Origin of the sequence: Salmonella sp. NW645, assembly GCF_051703725.1 — a bacterium.
Classification (GTDB): domain Bacteria; phylum Pseudomonadota; class Gammaproteobacteria; order Enterobacterales; family Enterobacteriaceae; genus Salmonella; species Salmonella enterica.
Window position 1 is genome coordinate 103,366 of record NZ_JAMMKR010000001.1, and the last position, 17,169, is coordinate 120,534.

A 17,169-nucleotide genomic window follows, 5' to 3' on the forward strand; every position below is an offset into this window, starting at 1 on the left:
TAATCATTATTTATCAGAAAGTGGAGCTTTTCCTCGCCTGCGAATGTCATGGCTCTTAAATACCGCACATTTTCTTAACTTAATGTGCGATTAAAATTTCAAAACTTTACATATTGACTACCCTTAATGTCACGTTTTCCGTTGATACGCTTACATTTATCCGGCATTTTCATGAAAATTATTTCCGTTAGACAGCGACTTTATCCCGCCCTCTTATTGCCTCTGACCTTCTCCCCGGTCCTTCAGGCCGCCAGCGTGCCCAATGAACAAACCATGATAGTCACCGCAACGCCGCAAACCGTATCCGAACTGGATACACCTGCCGCCGTTAGCGTCATTGAGGGAGAAGACATGCGTCTGGCGACGCCGCGCGTCAATTTATCTGAGTCTTTAACCAGCGTCCCGGGATTGCAGGTGCAGAACCGGCAGAACTACGCGCAGGATCTGCAAATCTCTATCCGTGGATTTGGCTCGCGTTCCGCCTTTGGCGTGCGCGGCATTCGTCTGTATGTTGATGGCATTCCCGCCACCATGCCGGATGGACAAGGCCAGATTTCGAATATTGATATTAACAGCATACAAGACGTTGAAGTGTTACGCGGCCCCTTCTCAGCGCTATACGGCAATGCTTCCGGCGGCGTAATAAATGTCACCACCGAAACCGGGAGACAGCCGCCAACCCTTGAGGCCAGCAGCTACTACGGCAGTTATGGAAGCTGGCGCTATGGGCTAAAAGCCACGGGCGCGATGGGTGACGGCACACAGCCTGGCGACGTGGATTACACGGTATCGACTACCCGTTTCACCACCCACGGCTACCGCGATCACAGCGGCGCGCGAAAAAATCTGGCTAATGCCAAACTGGGCGTGCGCCTTGACGATGTCAGTAAACTCTCGCTGATTTTTAATAGTGTGGACATTAAGGCGGACGATCCCGGCGGACTCACCGAATCTGAATGGAAAGCCGATCCGCAACAGGCGCCGCGCGCTGAACAGTACAATACGCGTAAAACCATCAAACAAACTCAGGCAGGATTGCGTTATGAACGTCAGCTCAGCGCGCAGGATGATATCAGCGTGATGGCCTACGCCGGAGAGCGGGAAACCACGCAATACCAGTCTATTCCCCTGGTGGCACAGCTAAAACCGGCCCAGGCTGGCGGCGTAATTACACTGCAACGTCACTATCAGGGCATTGATTCCCGCTGGACTCACCGGGGAGAATTAGGTGTGCCGGTCACCTTCACTGGCGGATTAAATTATGAAAATATGAGCGAAAACCGCAAGGGTTACAATAACTTCCGTCTCAACAACGGCACCCCTGAGTTCGGGCATAAAGGCGATTTACGCCGGGATGAACGTAACCTGATGTGGAATGTCGATCCTTATCTGCAAACCCAGTGGCAGCTTACGCAAAAACTCTCGCTGGATGCTGGCGTGCGCTACAGTTCCGTGTGGTTCGATTCTAACGATCACTATATCGCCCCCGGCAATGGCGATGACAGCGGCGACGCCAGCTATCACCACTGGCTACCCGCCGGATCGCTAAAATATGCGTTAACTGACGCCTGGAATCTCTATCTTGCTGCCGGTCGCGGATTTGAAACTCCCACTATCAATGAGCTTTCTTATCGCGCTGACGGCCAAAGCGGGTTCAACTTTGACCTCAAACCGTCGACCAATGATACGGTGGAAGTCGGCAGTAAAACGCGGATTGGCAACGGCTTGTTGACCGCCGCGTTATTTCAAACCGATACCGATGATGAAATTGTTGTCGCCAGTAGTATGGGAGGACGCACTACCTACAAAAACGCGGGTAAAACACGCCGCCAGGGCGCAGAACTCTCGTTGGACCAGCGCTTCGCCGGCGACTGGCGGGTGAAAGCATCATGGACCTGGCTGGATGCGACCTATCGCAGTAACGTTTGTCAGGGGCAAAACTGTGATGGAAACCGGATGCCCGGCATCGCCCGTAATATGGGATTCGCCTCATTAGGTTTTATCCCGGATGAGGGGTGGTACGCCGGAACAGACGTTCGCTATATGGGCGATATTATGGCCAATGATGAAAATACCGCCAAAGCGCCTTCGTATACCGTTGTTGGACTAAATACAGGGTATAAATTTAATTACAGTCAGCTTACCGTCGATATTTTTGGGCGGGTAGATAATCTATTTGATAAAGAATATATCGGTTCGGTGATCGTTAATGAATCTAATGGCCGATATTATGAGCCAGCGCCAGGGCGTAACTATGGCGTGGGGATTAATCTGGCATGGCAATTTGAATAAATATCCGGCAATAGCGGGGAACCCCCGCTATTGATAAGTCATAGTTGCATGAAGGTTACATGAAGTACTGATTTTTAATCGTCGCTACGTTTTGTTGCAAAACGTTCTGTAAGCAGTGGCGACTGGCTTCTTTATCACCAGTCACTAACGCATTAAGCAATTTTCTGTACAGATTAACGCCGTTTTGATAATCATCAAGTTTAAAATTATCATATAAAAAATGCAGGCTTGGCCCCAGGCGTACCCATAATTGCTCGATCATGGCATACAGCGTTGGCATATCCGCGTAGTGGTAGATCTCAAAGCGGAATGCGCGGTTGGCCAAAAGAATTTTCTCCATAACGCCACTTTCCAGCGCCTGTTGAAATTCATCTAATAGCGCATTCAGCGTCTGCTCGCGATCCGGAGTAATCTTACCCGCAGCGGCGACCACCGCCATCTCCTCCAGGGCAGTACGAATCGTATTAATTTCCAGCAAACTTTCCAGCGAGATCTCCGGCACCATAAACGCCTGTGCTGGCGCCACCGCCAAAGCACTGGAAGAGACCAGCCTTAACAGAGCCTCACGCACCGGCGTAATACTGACGCCTAACTCTTGAGCGATATTTTTAGTGATAAGCCTTGCGCCTGGTTTTAATGCGCCAATAGACAATTGATGCTTTAACCGATTTTCAACCTGTGTGGTCAGGCTTATATGTTGTGTTTTTTCCGTACCCGGCATTTTCCTTCCTTCACCTCTTGGCAGAACAACATCGCAATCGAGTCCCGAAGAAGTTTCGGAACTTAATTGTAAAAAAGATAATCCAGGCCTGAACGGCCAAATAAATAAAAGTGATAATTTACTTGCGTGATATTCTCATCTTTTACAACAATACAGGTTTCTTTATGGCAACCGTTTTATCTCCGTCATTCCTTCATGTATCGAGATTTTTGACCGGTTCAGGCCGCTGAGGGAGATAAGCTGCCCCACCGCGATCTGAATGATGAATATAAGTAAAGCCGGAATTTTAAAATTTGCACATTTTTATGGCGACATAATGCCGCCATTTTTTCTTTACGCATCGTCCGCTAAACGTATCACGACTTTGCCAAAGTTCTTCCCCGCCAGCAGCCCCATAAACGCTTCTGGCGCATTTTCCAGCCCATCAGTAATCTGCTCCCGGTAATGTATTTTCCCTTCTTTGATCCAACGCCCCATTTCTTGCTGAAACTCATGTATCCGGTGACCATAGTCCTGGTTGATGATAAAACCTTGCAGACGAATACGCTTTTTAAGTAATGTCGCCATCAGCAGAGGCAGTCTGTCTGGACCGTCCGGCAACGCTGTCGCATTGTAGCCGCTGACCAGACCGCAGAGCGGAATCCGCGCCGACGTATTCAGTAGCGGTAAGACGGCGTCAAAGACTTTACCACCGACATTCTCATAATAGATATCGATACCCTGCGGGCAGGCCCGCGCAAGCTGTTGTGGGAAATTATCAGCGTGATGATCAAGGCACAGATCAAATCCCAAAACGTCTGTCGCATGACGGCACTTTTCCGCGCCGCCAGCAATACCCACGACCCGGCAGCCCTTCAGCTTGCCAATTTGCCCAACCGTTGCGCCTACGGGGCCGGTGGCGGCGGCGACAACCAGCGTTTCGCCCTCTTTCGGCTGGCCGATATCCAATAACCCCATATAGGCGGTAAACCCCGGCATTCCTAAAATACCCAGCGACCAGGAAGGATGTTGCGGATTATCACCCAGCTTTACCAACCCTTCGCCATCTGAAATGTCATAATCCTGCCAACCATTGTAACTCAACACCCATTCGTCTGGTCGGTAATCAGGATGGTTTGACGCGACAACGCGACTAACCGTACCGCCAACCATAACGCAGCCAGGTTCAACAGGCGGCGCATAAGAGGGTTCATCGCTCATGCGGCCACGCATATAAGGGTCGAGTGATAAAAAAACGGTACGCAATAGCACCTGCCCTTCACCGGGCGTCGCGACGTCATCTTCTTCGAGGCGGAAGTTATCCATCTGCGGCGCGCCGTGGGGACGCGAGGCCAAAACCCAACGACGATTTCGGTTGGTCTGTTGCTTCATTCTATTCTCCTCATGCCTGGCATAATCCATCAATAATAGTCGAACATTAGCTTTCTGAGGGAGTTAAACACTCTCAGATATCAGGCTGTGCGCTTTTATGAACGACTTTCCCCCCTCCTCGCTAAACATGAATTCTTGCGCTAATTCGTTGATTTATGCCGCCTTCAATAGTATTTCTAACACTATCGTAAACATTCCCTGGGGTTCCCTATGACGATTCGCTTTGCCGATAAAGCAGACTGCGCCGCGATTACCGAAATCTATAACCATGCGGTATTACATACTGCGGCCATCTGGAACGATCGGACGGTCGATACGGATAACCGCCTTGCCTGGTATGAGGCCCGTCAATTGCTGGGCTATCCGGTGCTGGTAAGCGAAGAAAATGGCGTGGTGACTGGCTATGCATCATTTGGCGACTGGCGCAGTTTCGACGGTTTTCGCTATACCGTCGAGCACTCGGTTTATGTTCATCCGGCGCACCAGGGGAAAGGACTGGGGCGAAAACTGCTCAGCAGACTGATCGACGAAGCCCGACGCTGCGGCAAGCATGTGATGGTGGCCGGTATTGAGTCACAGAATGCCGCCTCAATACGCCTGCATCATTCGCTGGGATTTACCGTTACCGCGCAAATGCCGCAGGTCGGCGTAAAATTTGGCCGTTGGTTAGATCTTACGTTTATGCAGCTCCAGCTTGATGAACACGCCGCGCCGGACGCCTGCTGATGAACCAGTCGCTGACGCTTATCTTTTTGATCGCCGCCGGCGTCGGGCTGGTGGTACAAAACAGTATTATGGTGCGTATTACGCAGACATCATCGACGATTCTGATCGCTTTGCTGTTGAACTCGCTGGTAGGGATCGTTTTATTTGTGACGATATTGTGGTTTAAGCAAGGCGCTGCGGGTTTCGGCGAGCTGGTCGCCAGCGTTCGCTGGTGGACATTGATCCCCGGTCTGCTGGGGTCATTTTTTGTATTTGCCAGCATTAGCGGGTATCAGAACGTTGGCGCCGCGACGACTATCGCGGTACTGGTCGCCAGCCAGTTAATCGGCGGACTGGCGCTGGATATCGCGCGTAGCCACGGCGTCACGTTACGCGCAATGGTCGGGCCGGCGTTTGGCGCGCTGTTGCTGGTCATTGGCGCATGGCTGATTGCGAAGCGCCAGTTTTAATGGGTTACAGGATCGTGCCGCCTTTGGTGAGCTGCTCGCGGCGCGCGTCCCGATCTTCTTGATATTGCCTGCCGTGATGCGCGATAGCCGTGCGTAAACGCTGCTGCTGCACATAACGATCTTCGCGACGTAATTCAGCGTCATCGCTCAAGGCAATCAGCAATTCATTCATATGGGCAATTACGCTCTCCGCAATGGCGGCATCCACGCGGGCGCTCACTTCCTCCAGGTGCGACATAAGCTCTCCTACTCTTTATTCTGTAACAGCATGATTCGCCTATTATACGCGTTATTGTCGCCCGATGCGGTAATTCGCCGCCGCCCTCCTGATTTAACTTACGTCAAGTGAAAACACGGGGCTTAATAGACCGAGAATTCGCGCCTTTTTGCCTTTCTTCCGCCGTTTGCTTGCGTATAGACCCCGTAAAGTAGACGCGTGAAGAAGTCTAAGGGATAACAACGTGGCAAAATCTCTCTTGCGCAGCGGCAATCTGGATGATTATCAGGCCGTGGGCGGCGGCGGTCAGGCCGTATTTGAATCAGCATTGCAAATTCGCGAAACGCTTCGTCTGCGTAAACAGCAGGCGATGGTTGACTGTCTGGCGATTCCGCAACTTAACGATAATGGCGATCGGGTTGACTGGTATTCGCCGATTGAAGGTCAGGCGATAGCGTGGAAAGCGGCTGACGAAGAGACACGTTCTCGGGCTTTACGTTATTTAGCCAGCACTTTTGAAAGCGCGGCTGCACTCAGTCGCAAAAGTCTGCAATCCGGTAAAACAGCGCTTCAGCTATTTGGATCGCTACTTGAGAAAGCGACGCAATTTCCCGGCGAAAATCATGTTTTCCTGGTTAACGGCAAACCGGTTATCACCTTCTGGGGATTCGTTAATCTCAACGAAAATACACGCGATGATGTGCTGGACTGCCTGCGGATAACCGAGGCAATCCCCGACATCCCTCTGGTCGAGCCGGAGCCGGAGCCCGAAGAAAAGCCGCTGGTAGAGGCGGCGTTTAGTCAGGCGGATGAACCCTTGTTAACGTCTGTCATTGAGCCGCCGAAAATGCCGGAGGAACCTGTTGCGCCGCCCGTTATCGTTAGCGAGCCGAAGCCGGCCACACCCATCCCGGTTGCTGAGGCGAAAAGAGCTCGCCGTCTACCGCTGTGGAGCTTACCTGTCGCTGCCGTGGTTATCGCCGCCGTCGCCACGCCTTTTTTCTGGCCATCTTCATCCGTTGACGGGGCCTCTCCTGTTCGCGCCGCGCCTGTCGCTACCGCGAAAACTGACGTTACCCCATTGCCTGAACTCACCGCGCATTTGCCGCTGCATCGCGCTGAGGTGACGCCCGCCCCCAAAGCGGCGCCGTTGCCGGAAGCGCCTGTTATTATTGCCGCTATCCCCAAAGACGCACTGGTGATGGACAGTACGCAGATGAAGCTTGGAACCACGCGCTTTTTAAACGGTAGCTGGCGGGTCAGCGTGGATGTCAAAGATCCGATTACCGGCAAGCCGCCCTCTCTGCGTTATCAGATCCAAAATAACAAAGGTATCGCGCGCGTAGTACATGGCGATAACGTGGTTTGTCGGGCGGAAATTTTCTCTGGTCTGCATCAAACGGGCGAGCTGATGATTAAAAGTCGCGGCAATGCGCGCTGCACCGACGGTTCACGTTATCCGATGCCGGAAATTACCTGTAAAGCAGGCGTCAATGACGTCGCAACCTGTACCGCCCGTTATGGCGACCACGCGGCAATTCCGTTGACGTTTAAAAAGATAGGTGCCTGATTTTATGTTGGTCAATCTGTGTGATTACAAACAGAGCGTCACGCTCATTGCAAACAGCGGCGTCCAGTTTCTTGATTTTGGCTTAACGCCGCAAGAGTCGGCCCACTACGGACGTTTTGTGCGCAAAACGGCAAACGGTCCGCTACTGCGCCTCGATTTTGATCTGACCAGCGGGCGCTACACGTTGCCAGGACGTGCTGGCGGCCAACCCGAAGTCGTGAAACCGGAAAGCACTCAGACGCTGCACTATTCTCTGGATGTACTCGACGGAATCTGGCTCCCCCTGCCGTTCCTGCGTTTTAATCCGCCGCGTACCTTTATTGACGGGCCGGATAACTGGGCGCGCATTCAGGTACGTAAACTCAGCGAGCCAGATAGCGCCGGAAACACACACCGCATCACCCTCGCCTTCGACAGTCAGCTGGCAAAAAATATGCCTGCGGCGTTGGCGCCTTGCGAAAACGATCTGCTCAATGGCACACGTTTTGCGCTCGCCTGGCGCGATGAAGAAGTTGCCGATTTTCTTGACCAGACATGGATTGACGGCTGGCTGCGCGAGTCGTTTCTTCAGTATGCCTCACAGGTGGAAAACCGTTCGGAACAGGCCATACAACAAGCGCTGCGTAGCTTTGAGTATCAGGCGCACTGGTTGAATTTACTGACGCTGTTAGGCGAACAGCTTACGGTGCCGGAAGTAAAGTTTGTGACACATACGTTAAGCACGCCCGCAATCCCGGTCGATCTGATTCTGGATGTCGGCAATACGCATACCTGCGGCGTCTTGATCGAGGATCATGGCGATGCGAATGACGGGTTACGCCAGACGGCAGAGCTTCAGGTGCGTTCTTTAAGCGAGCCGCAGTATCTGAACGATCCTTTATTTACCAGCCGGGTGGAATTCTCAGAAGCGCGCTTTGGCAAGCAACACTTTTCTGTCGAAAGCGGACGAGACGACGCCTTTGTCTGGCCTTCCATTGTGCGTGTGGGCGACGAGGCTCGCGCCCTTGCTATGCAGCGTGTGGGCACCGAAGGCAGCAGCGGCATCTCCAGCCCGCGCCGCTACCTGTGGGATGAAACCCCCGCCTTGCAGGACTGGCGTTTTAGTCAGATCCACGGTAAAACGCAGCGCGAACCGCTTGCCACCGCGTTTCCGCTGATGAATCTGATGAACGACGACGGACAGCCGTTATTCCGCCTGCCGCATGAAGAAAGGCTACCGGTTTTTTCGCCGCAATACAGCCGTAGCACCTTGATGACGCATATGTTGTGCGAAATTCTGGCTCAGGCGCTGGGGCAAATTAACAGCGTCGCCACCCGGCTGCGGCTCGGCTTTCCCGCCTCGCCGCGCCAGCTACGCACCCTGATTTTAACGCTGCCTTCCGCCATGCCGAAACAGGAGCGAGAAATTTTCCGCCAGCGAATGTTTGAAGCGCTGGCGCTGGTCTGGAAAGCTATGGGCTGGCATCCGCAGGATGAGGATTTCACCACGCCTAAGCAGCGTGAAAAAAGCGTGGTGCCGGTACCAGAAATACAGATGGAATGGGACGAAGCAAGTTGTGGCCAACTGGTATGGCTTTATAACGAAGCCATTTCGCATTACGCCGGGCGTACCGAATCCTTTTTTAATGCACTCGCCAGACCGGATCGCCAGCCTGAACCCGGCGTCGTCCCCGGACGCGCGTTGCGCGTGGCATCGATTGATATCGGCGGTGGCACGACGGATATGGCGATTGTTCACTATCAGTTAGATGACGGCGTGGGGGCCAATGTAAAAATTACGCCTCATCTCCTGTTTCGCGAAGGTTTTAAAGTCGCCGGGGACGATCTGCTATTGGATATCATTCAGCGTTGCGTACTCCCTTCCCTGCAAACGGCGTTGCAACGAGCAGGCGTTACGGATGCCGCCGCCCTGCTGGCGACCTTATTTGGCGATTCGGGACGAATTGATACTCAGGCCATTTTGCGCCAGCAAACGGCGCTGCAATTATTTATGCCGCTGGGCCACGCGGTACTTTCCGCCTGGGAGCAAAGCGACATTAACGATCCGTTTGCCGGTTTACATGCGACATTTGGCGATCTGCTAATCCGCCGCCCAACGAGCAACGTGATGAACTATATCCAGCAGGCGATCGATCATGCCTTACCGTCTGGTTCGCCGACATTTGATATATTCAATGTGCCGTTGCAAATCCAGTTTAGCCAGCTTCAGGAGGCTCTGCTGGCCGGTCAGTTTACGCTGACAACGCCGCTTCATGCGGTCTGCGAAGCGATCTCCCACTATCACTGCGATATCTTGCTGGTGACGGGGAGACCGACCTGTTTACCCGGCGTACAGGCGCTCATCCGGCACTTACAACCGGTGCCGGTTAATCGCATTGTGTGGATGGATAAGTATCAGGTACATGAATGGTATCCCTTCAGTCAGCAAGGGCGTATCGGCAATCCAAAATCCACTGCCGCGGTAGGCGCGATGTTATGCAGCCTGGCGCTGGACTTACGTCTGCCGCGTTTCAATTTTAAAGCGGCTGATATCGGCGCGTATTCGACTGTGCGTTATCTTGGCGTACTGGATAATACCGTTAATACGCTTCGCGATGAAAACATCTGGTATCACGAGATCGATTTGGATAAACCCGGCGTAACGCTGGACGCACGCCTGCATTTTCCGCTACGCGGCAACGTGACGTTGGGCTTTCGTCAACTGGCGAACAGTCGCTGGCCGGCAACCCCACTCTATTGCCTGAGCATTAATTCCGCTGAACTGGCGAAAACCATCGCTGGCGACGGCGTACTGAATGTGCGACTGAAATTACGCGGCAGTAGCAAAGATAGCGCCCCGGAATCGTTCATATTAAGTGATGCCTGGCTCCAGGACGGGACGCCGGTCGCCGCCGATGCGCTGACATTAAAATTGAATACGCTGGCTGACCGTCGCCACAGCGGCAGCCACTACTGGATAGATAGTGGGAGTGTATACCTGAAATGACAAAACCGTTAAACACCACCCAGGCTGTTATCGAGTGGGTTAACAACACGCGCCGTTACGCAACGCGACTGGATGACGAAGCCGACGCTCTGCTGGCGCAACTTACGCTTGCCGCGGCGGATGAGTCAGCGCTCAACGCCGCCTGCGCATCACATGGCTGCGTTGGTCTGTACGGGTATGCGCAATCCGCAAAAGCGCATCTGTTAACGACGCTATGCGGTAACGAGAATGGCAAGCTGGAAATTATCACGCCGGACCGTGACTATGATTATTTCAGCCACATCAATCCGGGTCATGCGCCAGCGAATATGGCTATTCGCTTTACGCGCGACATTTTTTCAAACGAGAACAGCTGGCCGTTGCGCCTGCGCTTGATCAGTGAAGCCGAACTGGTGCAGATCTTTATTGCCTGGACCAGCTCGTCCCACATTTGTCGCCAGGTCGAAAAATCCATTATCACATCACGCCTGGAGAAATGGCAATCGCTTCGCCAACCGCAGCCCGTCCCCGGCGTTACCGCTGAAGAGGTTGCGACCATCGCGAGTTTCTGGCGCTCTTGCCTGCCGTCCGCCAGACAACATATTGATGATGCGACATGGCAACACTTTGCCTCGCTCTTGCCTGCACTGGATCTCACGACACGGGCGCACGCCTGGGCATTACTGTGGGGAGAGCAACCGGAGATCACCCAGCAATGGCTGGCGCTGGCGCATATGTTGCAACAAACCAGCCATGCCGGGGAACTGGCGGCGCCGCTCAGCCTGCTGGTCGATCATTTTGGCTTACCGGCGGAAAACTTCCTGACGCAAATGGCGCTAACCGCCAGCGATACGCAAAGCGATGTGGTGGTGCATCCGGTTAAGGAAGGCCGACTGCTCAATGCGGTCAGCCTTTCGCTTGATTCTCTGGCGCTGCTTACCCGCGAACTGGTGCTAACCGTTGAAAACAGCGTACTGGATAATGTTGATTTACTGGATATTCCGGTCGCGCCAGACAGTCATCCTCATCCGTTATGGCGGGCGAAATTAGGCTGGATGCTGGCCCATTACCGTCAACAGGTACAGCCCGATGTTCTGGTAATTTGCAATGCTCTGGCATCTCGCTCGCAAACATCCGCCGCCGCCCGTCACTTACTGGCGTGGGTTAACGCCACGCAGCCGCAGCATGAATCAGCGTTACCCGGCGTCGTCTGGGCTATTACTCCACAGGATGCCCGTTTTGCCACCCAGCAAAATCTGGATGAAGCCGTCCAGCAGTTGATGGGTAAACCTGGCGTGCATTGGGGAACGTTGCAGGCGCTGGATAAACACAGTATGCAGCGTTTGGTGGAGTGGTTATCGCAGGCGACATCGGCACCACAGCGACAGGCGCGCTTACAGGCGTTACGCGAACAACTGCGAGGCCGCGTGCGGGATCTGTTACCGATGTTTGATGACGCGCGGCTACCGGTTGAAACCGTGATCCGGCGTCTTCAGGCCCAGGCCGCCAGACATGGCGACCTGCTGGCCGGGCTGTTACCGCCGGTACAGAACTTCGAAGCGTTGCTGCGCACCCGACAGTCGCGAGAAGAACAGGTCAGCGGTTTATTTAATGACGCGATCGATCTCTTTGCCGACGAACCAACGCGCGCTTCAGCGTCAGAAGGTCACGAAACAGGCTACCAGGCGCACAAAATGTGGATCAATCATCTGCGCCAGTGGGCCCACTGCCGGGATAATGCGCAGCGTCTGGGACTGGAACCGCAGATGCTCAACGCCGTGGCGGAGATTTTAATTACCGCCAGCTATCGCCTCGGTTTACCTCAGCAGTTACAGAAAACCATGCAGCGCGAGGAGGTTAGCGGCGCGCAGCTTCATGCCATCATTGGTAACTTCATCGCCTGGCTCGGCTACACAAATATCGAGGAGGCCCAACGCCCGGCCAGCCGCGTTCAGAAAGGCGCAGCCATTTTCGCCGCAACGCCGCGTTCGACAATGTTGCGTCTAACAAAGCTTGACGAACAGCCCGTTCACGCCGCCAGCCGCTATGTCTATGACTGGCTTGTTGCGCTGTATACCCTGGCCAATGAGAACGCAGGATATCGGCATCCGCAGGACGTTACCGACGTAGACAGAGAGCAATTAATTGCCCTGATAGCCTGACCTGGCGGAAAAACCATGCCCGGTAACCTGTATCGGGCTTGAGGTCAGAAAAGCGAAAACAGCAACGCGACGGGGAAACTTATCGGCCATGTCGCGCCAACCAAAAAGGCGCTCAGGAAACGAATTCGTTTTTTGTCATGAGTCAAAAACCAGGTGATCAGGGATGATATCACCGCCATGACGGCGTAAAAAATTAATATCTTTTGAAAGAGGGTCATATCAGGCATCCGCGCCAACCAGAGGAAAAAACGCGCGCAATATGCTCTTTTTATTCGACACACATCAAGGTTTATCAGCCTTAACAGCAAAACGTTCTCAATGCACGGCTCCGCTCACAGAATATCCTGTTTACGTATTATTGCGGATCTCGCCAACCCGTACTATACCCATAGGGGTTATGATGAAAGGTGGCGAAAATGAATGTTTCCAGTAAAACCGTCGTGCTGATTAATGTCTTTGCTGCTGCAGGACTTTTGGGTCTGATCTCGTTGAGATTCGGCTGGTTTGCTTGAGGTGTTCAACCTTTGAGTACTTGCTGCGCATGTTGGCGGGGAGGTCCCCCTCTCCGCCAACACCCGCCTATTTTTTCATGATTTTTCTGAACAGTAAATGATCCTTAATGCTTAACCATGATGTGGCGGACAAGAGTGTAGTCTTCCAGACCATACAATGACATATCTTTGCCGTATCCCGACTGTTTTTGCCCTCCATGCGGCATCTCGCTAACCAACATGAAATGGGTATTAATCCAGGTACAGCCATACTGCAATCTGGCGCTAAGCCGGTGCGCCCGCCCGACGTCCTGAGTCCAGACGGAGGATGCCAGACCATAGCGAGAATCGTTGGCCCACCTCAGAACCTGATCTTCATCATCAAAGACGGTTATACTGACCACCGGGCCGAAGACCTCGCGTTGCACGATGGCATCTTCCTGTTTTGCGTCTGCCAGCAACGTCGGAGCGAAATAGTAACCTTTACCTTCCGTTTGACTTCCGCCAGTAATCACACGGATATGGCTGAGGGCCTTCGCCTCCTCTACAGCCGCTGTGACGCGCTTCAGGTGCGCCAGCGAACTTAACGGCCCCAGCTCTGTCGACTTATCCTCCGGCGCGCCCATTTTCAGGCTGCTCACCGCGTTCCCTAGCTTTTCGACCAGCGCATCATAGATACCGCGCTGCGCATATATACGGCACGCCGCAGTACAATCCTGTCCGGCATTATAGAAACCAAAACTCCGGACGCCCTGCGCCACCGCATCCAGATCGGCGTCATCAAAAACAATCACCGGGGCTTTACCACCGAGTTCCATATGCGTACGTTTTATCGCTGGCGCAGTATGGCGCAGAATATGCTCCCCGGTCGCGATAGAACCGGTTAAAGAGACCATGCGTACTTTTTCATGACCGGTCAATACATCGCCAACAGTCTGCCCTCGTCCGAACAGGACATTGAGCACCCCCGGCGGAAAGATATCCTTCGCCAGCGCGGCAAGTTTAAGTGCCGTCAGCGGCGTGATTTCAGAAGGCTTAATCACCACGCAGTTACCTGCCGCCAGCGCTGGCGCCAGCTTCCAGGCCGCCATCATGAGCGGATAATTCCACGGCGCGATAGAGGCAACTACGCCAATCGGATCCCGGCGGATCATCGACGTATGTCCTTCCAGATATTCGCCCGCCGCCAGCCCACTCAAACAACGGGCCGCGCCGGCAAAAAAGCGAAAGACATCCACGATTGCCGGAATTTCATCATTAATTACGCAGTGCAAAGGCTTACCGCAGTTTTGCGATTCAAGCCGGGCGAACTCAAGGGCGTTTTGCTCGATGCTGTCCGCCAGTTTTAACAGACATTCCGCCCGTGCTTTGGGTGTGGTCTGCCCCCATTCGGCAAACGCGCTATCGGCGGCCAGCACTGCGGCGTCAACCTGCGCGGGCGACGCTTCCGCAATCTCAAGTATGACCTCGCCTGTCGCCGGGTTATAAACAGACTGCCTTTCTCCCTCGCCGTCCACCAGCACGCCATTAATCAGTAATTGATATTGCATAGCATTTTCCCATATCGTCATTAATCGATTTCCGGCGAACGGGCCGCCGCTTTCCTAAAAATAGACGGCGCGCCAGATGCTCACCCGGCACACTCGGGAAATTTAGTCAGGTTGTGAGCTGACACGCATTCCACCTCACACAAGGCTTTTAGCGCGCAGCATCTCGCGAATCAGGCTGCCAAGCTGTTTTACGGCCTGTTCTTCCCGTTCTCCCCAATGCCATGCGGTGTTAAAACGAAAGAAACGCGTCCAGGCGCCGGACGTTGAAAACATTTTCCCCGGCGCGATACTGATAAGGTGTTCAAGCGCTTTGGCGCTAAGTTCACCAGCATCAAGCTGCTCAGGTAGCTCCAGCCAAAGAAAATAACCGCTATCGTTATGGTGAATTTTTACTTCCGCCGGGAGATGGCGCAAAAGGGTTTGCCAGGCTTGCTGTTTACGTTCGGCAAGCAGCCTTCGCAATCGGCGCAGATGCGCGTCATATCGACGTGTCGAGAGATAATCCACTAACGCCAATTGCATGGGGGAACTGGTGGATAATGTGCTCATTAACTGCAAACGCTGAATTTGTCTGGCATGGCTTCCTCCCGCAACCCAGCCAATGCGAAAACCGGGAACCAGACATTTGGAAAAAGATGAACAATGCAACACGGTGTCGTCGCGATCCCATGCTTTGGCGGGTAGAGGTTTCTCACGGCCAAAGTAGAGTTCGCTATAAACATCATCTTCAATTAGCATCACGTTATGGTGCGTGAGTAACGCAACCAGCCGCGCTTTTTTCTCAGCACTCAGCGTAAACCCTAACGGATTCTGGCTGTTGGTCATTAACCAGCACGCTTTCACCGGATATTCCTGTAACGCCTGTTCCAGCGCCATAAGATCGATACCTTCTTTAACATCGGTGGGTATCGACAACGCTTTCAGGCGCAATCGCTCCAGGGCCTGTAGCGCACCGTAGAAACAGGGGTTCTCCACCACCACCCAGTCTCCCGGCGCCGTCACTGCTTGTAAACTAAGATTCAACGCTTCCAGCGCGCCAGCGGTAATGACGATCTCGTCAGGAGAAACGGTAATCCCCTGCTGCGCGTAACGGCGTGCTATTGCATAGCGCAATTCTGCATTACCTGGCGGCAAATTTTCGATGACGCTCATTGCCGTCGCGGTTTTACTGACCTGCGCCAGAGATCGGTTCAATTGCGGCAAGGGAAACAGACGCGGATCGGGAAACGCTGAAGCAAAAGGCACCACTGAGGTATCACGGCTGGCCTGCAGCATCTCAAAAATATAGGTATTGATATCTACGGCTTCATCCCGAATAACGTGCGCTGCCGTCGCGACTGACCGACAAACCGGATGCGGCGCGACATAATAACCGGATTGCGGACGGGCGATAATCCGTCCCTGACTTTCCAGCAACTGGTACGCATGACCGACAGTCATAAAACTCATGCCGCTACTGGCGACCTGCTCCCTCAGCGAGGGTAATCGATCGCCGGGCTGCCAAACGCCAGAGGCGATTTGTTCTCTAATTTGCTCCGCCAGACGTTGATATTTTTTCATTATTCGTTCTCATTGAGCGCTGCTTGCAGGTGGCAACCGCAGTGTATATCAGTTGTTAAAATTAACAACGATTTGCTAACTGTTATGGTGCTTTCCAACAGGCGTAATGATTAGATTTCGCAACAAAACGCCGTTTCAGGGTCTCTGCTTAACGGGAAAGTCAAACCAGGTGTTCGGGTATGGTTCATGAGTAAGGGAGAAGTGCCACCATTCAGTATCCAGTGGCGTAAAGCCCGCATCACGCATCAATGTTTGTAATAACAACCTATTTGCGCGTTGCTGAGCGGTAAGCATGGCATTATCGGGATGGGATAACGGACTAAAACAGTCAAAGCCGGTACCAAAATCCAGACTATTATCTGGCGAGCGTTGTGCCGCGGACGCAGTACAATTCACCAGTGGTCGTCCGGGATGGTATATCGGTATTTTACTGTCGAGTGGAACAATCGTTAGATCAAGCGTACTTCCCCGACTGTGGCCGGATCTGGCGGCAAGATAACCTTCCTCAAACAGACGCTTTTTCTCTACCAGCGGATAAAATTCGTTTTTCATTTGGTTTTGAGAAGGATCTTTGGCCCACGCGATAAAGTCGTTCACTGCGCTTTGCGGACGGTAGCAATCATATATTTTCAAGGTAAGTCCGAAGGGACGTAAACGATCGGCGACCTGCTTCACTGCGTTCGCGGCTGGTCGTGTTAACAGGCAAACAGGCGCGTTATAGCCTTTAATTGGGCGACCAATAAAGTTATGGGAAGTGAAGTATCGCATGTCTACCTGTACGTCGGGGGCGACCGTAGTAATATCGACAAAGTCTTTTGGCTGGTGGAGATCAATATGGTTTTCAGCTGACATTGCCTGAATGGAAAACAGGCTGAACAGGAGGAAAGAAGATACGCATTTTACCATATGTTACACCTCGCGAGAGTCACAGGGGTGATTATGTATTTGAGCAGGTACAGATTAGCGGACAGCGCTTAAACAGATGGTTAAAATAAACATCATTCCCCCCTGTAATCTGTGCCTTATTACAAACGGAGAGGTTATATTTTGCTTATATGACCATGACGCCGCCTGTTCTATACCCAAAATAATTCG

The 17,169-nt window shown here is 53.0% G+C and carries 14 protein-coding genes; 7 read left to right on the forward strand and 7 right to left on the reverse strand.

Features of this window, described 5'->3' with window-relative positions; all coding sequences use genetic code 11:
- Positions 1 to 171: 171 nt before the first annotated feature.
- The gene (pqqU, locus tag NA389_RS00495) at positions 172 to 2,292 is read left to right on the forward strand and encodes a TonB-dependent receptor PqqU (protein WP_071645401.1); all 2,121 of its coding nucleotides are present in this window, start codon (positions 172 to 174) and stop codon (positions 2,290 to 2,292) included.
- 55 nt (positions 2,293 to 2,347) lie between these two features.
- Here pqqU and mcbR read toward each other — a convergent pair whose 3' ends face one another.
- Both mcbR and NA389_RS00505 read right to left on the reverse strand, forming a co-directional pair.
- Positions 2,348 to 3,013, reverse strand: coding sequence for a colanic acid/biofilm transcriptional regulator McbR (gene mcbR, locus NA389_RS00500; protein WP_001119592.1), 666 nt, complete (start codon positions 3,011 to 3,013; stop codon positions 2,348 to 2,350).
- A gap of 333 nt (positions 3,014 to 3,346) precedes the next feature.
- Entirely contained in the window at positions 3,347 to 4,384 is a 1,038-nt protein-coding gene (locus tag NA389_RS00505; protein ID WP_001543095.1) for an NADP-dependent oxidoreductase, read from the reverse strand.
- Positions 4,385 to 4,594: 210 nt separating this feature from the next.
- Here NA389_RS00505 and mddA point away from each other — a divergent pair, with 210 nt between their 5' ends.
- Together mddA and NA389_RS00515 are read left to right on the forward strand one after the other, a co-directional pair.
- Positions 4,595 to 5,110: an L-methionine sulfoximine/L-methionine sulfone acetyltransferase gene (mddA, locus tag NA389_RS00510; RefSeq protein ID WP_000155373.1), complete on the forward strand. Its 516-nt coding sequence runs from the start codon at positions 4,595 to 4,597 to the stop codon at positions 5,108 to 5,110.
- A complete protein-coding gene (locus tag NA389_RS00515; RefSeq protein ID WP_001076563.1) occupies positions 5,110 to 5,559 on the forward strand; it encodes a DMT family transporter in 450 nt (149 codons plus the stop codon). The genes mddA and NA389_RS00515 overlap by 1 nt, the downstream gene beginning before the upstream one ends.
- Before the next feature lie 4 nt (positions 5,560 to 5,563).
- Here NA389_RS00515 and NA389_RS00520 read toward each other — a convergent pair whose 3' ends face one another.
- Entirely contained in the window at positions 5,564 to 5,797 is a 234-nt protein-coding gene (locus NA389_RS00520; RefSeq protein ID WP_000018720.1) for a YdcY family protein, read from the reverse strand.
- A gap of 223 nt (positions 5,798 to 6,020) precedes the next feature.
- On the opposite strand from NA389_RS00520, the gene srfA reads away from it, so the two are divergent.
- From srfA to srfC, 3 genes are read left to right on the forward strand one after another with little or no spacing between them, the layout of a single operon-like run.
- A complete protein-coding gene (gene srfA, locus NA389_RS00525) occupies positions 6,021 to 7,346 on the forward strand; it encodes a virulence-associated effector SrfA (RefSeq protein ID WP_001129947.1) in 1,326 nt (441 codons plus the stop codon).
- A 4-nt stretch (positions 7,347 to 7,350) separates the two neighbouring features.
- Positions 7,351 to 10,332, forward strand: a complete 2,982-nt coding sequence (locus NA389_RS00530) for a virulence factor SrfB (RefSeq protein ID WP_000960831.1) — start codon at positions 7,351 to 7,353, stop codon at positions 10,330 to 10,332.
- Positions 10,329 to 12,473, forward strand: a complete 2,145-nt coding sequence (srfC, locus tag NA389_RS00535) for a virulence-associated effector SrfC (protein ID WP_079917062.1) — start codon at positions 10,329 to 10,331, stop codon at positions 12,471 to 12,473. The genes NA389_RS00530 and srfC overlap by 4 nt, the downstream gene beginning before the upstream one ends.
- A 44-nt stretch (positions 12,474 to 12,517) precedes the next feature.
- On the opposite strand, the gene NA389_RS00540 is transcribed toward srfC, so the two are convergent.
- The gene (locus NA389_RS00540) at positions 12,518 to 12,691 is read right to left on the reverse strand and encodes a GhoT/OrtT family toxin (RefSeq protein ID WP_000171943.1); all 174 of its coding nucleotides are present in this window, start codon (positions 12,689 to 12,691) and stop codon (positions 12,518 to 12,520) included.
- 198 nt (positions 12,692 to 12,889) lie between these two features.
- On the opposite strand from NA389_RS00540, the gene yncL reads away from it, so the two are divergent.
- A complete protein-coding gene (gene yncL, locus NA389_RS00545; RefSeq protein ID WP_001103198.1) occupies positions 12,890 to 12,985 on the forward strand; it encodes a stress response membrane protein YncL in 96 nt (31 codons plus the stop codon).
- A gap of 104 nt (positions 12,986 to 13,089) precedes the next feature.
- Here yncL and patD read toward each other — a convergent pair whose 3' ends face one another.
- The 3 genes from patD to NA389_RS00560 all read right to left on the reverse strand — a co-directional run bounded on the left by patD (position 13,090) and on the right by NA389_RS00560 (position 16,980).
- A complete protein-coding gene (gene patD / locus NA389_RS00550) occupies positions 13,090 to 14,535 on the reverse strand; it encodes an aminobutyraldehyde dehydrogenase (RefSeq protein ID WP_000158090.1) in 1,446 nt (481 codons plus the stop codon).
- A gap of 114 nt (positions 14,536 to 14,649) precedes the next feature.
- On the reverse strand, positions 14,650 to 16,074 hold the full coding sequence (gene ycdR, locus NA389_RS00555; RefSeq protein ID WP_000760686.1) for a GntR family transcriptional regulator YdcR: 1,425 nt from the start codon (positions 16,072 to 16,074) through the stop codon (positions 14,650 to 14,652).
- Between the two features lie 135 nt (positions 16,075 to 16,209).
- A complete protein-coding gene (locus tag NA389_RS00560; RefSeq protein WP_000237708.1) occupies positions 16,210 to 16,980 on the reverse strand; it encodes a M15 family metallopeptidase in 771 nt (256 codons plus the stop codon).
- Positions 16,981 to 17,169 lie beyond the last annotated feature (189 nt).

Excerpts from the sequence above, each read along its gene's own strand:
- pqqU (WP_071645401.1), top strand. The coding sequence starts at position 172 with ATGAAAATTATTTCCGTTAGACAGCGACTTTATCCCGCCCTCTTATTG.
- mcbR (WP_001119592.1), bottom strand. The coding sequence starts at position 3,013 with ATGCCGGGTACGGAAAAAACACAACATATAAGCCTGACCACACAGGTT.
- NA389_RS00505 (WP_001543095.1), bottom strand. The coding sequence starts at position 4,384 with ATGAAGCAACAGACCAACCGAAATCGTCGTTGGGTTTTGGCCTCGCGT.
- mddA (WP_000155373.1), top strand. The coding sequence starts at position 4,595 with ATGACGATTCGCTTTGCCGATAAAGCAGACTGCGCCGCGATTACCGAA.
- NA389_RS00515 (WP_001076563.1), top strand. The coding sequence starts at position 5,110 with ATGAACCAGTCGCTGACGCTTATCTTTTTGATCGCCGCCGGCGTCGGG.
- NA389_RS00520 (WP_000018720.1), bottom strand. The coding sequence starts at position 5,797 with ATGTCGCACCTGGAGGAAGTGAGCGCCCGCGTGGATGCCGCCATTGCG.
- NA389_RS00530 (WP_000960831.1), top strand. The coding sequence starts at position 7,351 with ATGTTGGTCAATCTGTGTGATTACAAACAGAGCGTCACGCTCATTGCA.
- srfC (WP_079917062.1), top strand. The coding sequence starts at position 10,329 with ATGACAAAACCGTTAAACACCACCCAGGCTGTTATCGAGTGGGTTAAC.
- NA389_RS00540 (WP_000171943.1), bottom strand. The coding sequence starts at position 12,691 with ATGACCCTCTTTCAAAAGATATTAATTTTTTACGCCGTCATGGCGGTG.
- yncL (WP_001103198.1), top strand. The coding sequence starts at position 12,890 with ATGAATGTTTCCAGTAAAACCGTCGTGCTGATTAATGTCTTTGCTGCT.
- patD (WP_000158090.1), bottom strand. The coding sequence starts at position 14,535 with ATGACGATATGGGAAAATGCTATGCAATATCAATTACTGATTAATGGC.
- ycdR (WP_000760686.1), bottom strand. The coding sequence starts at position 16,074 with ATGAAAAAATATCAACGTCTGGCGGAGCAAATTAGAGAACAAATCGCC.
- NA389_RS00560 (WP_000237708.1), bottom strand. The coding sequence starts at position 16,980 with ATGGTAAAATGCGTATCTTCTTTCCTCCTGTTCAGCCTGTTTTCCATT.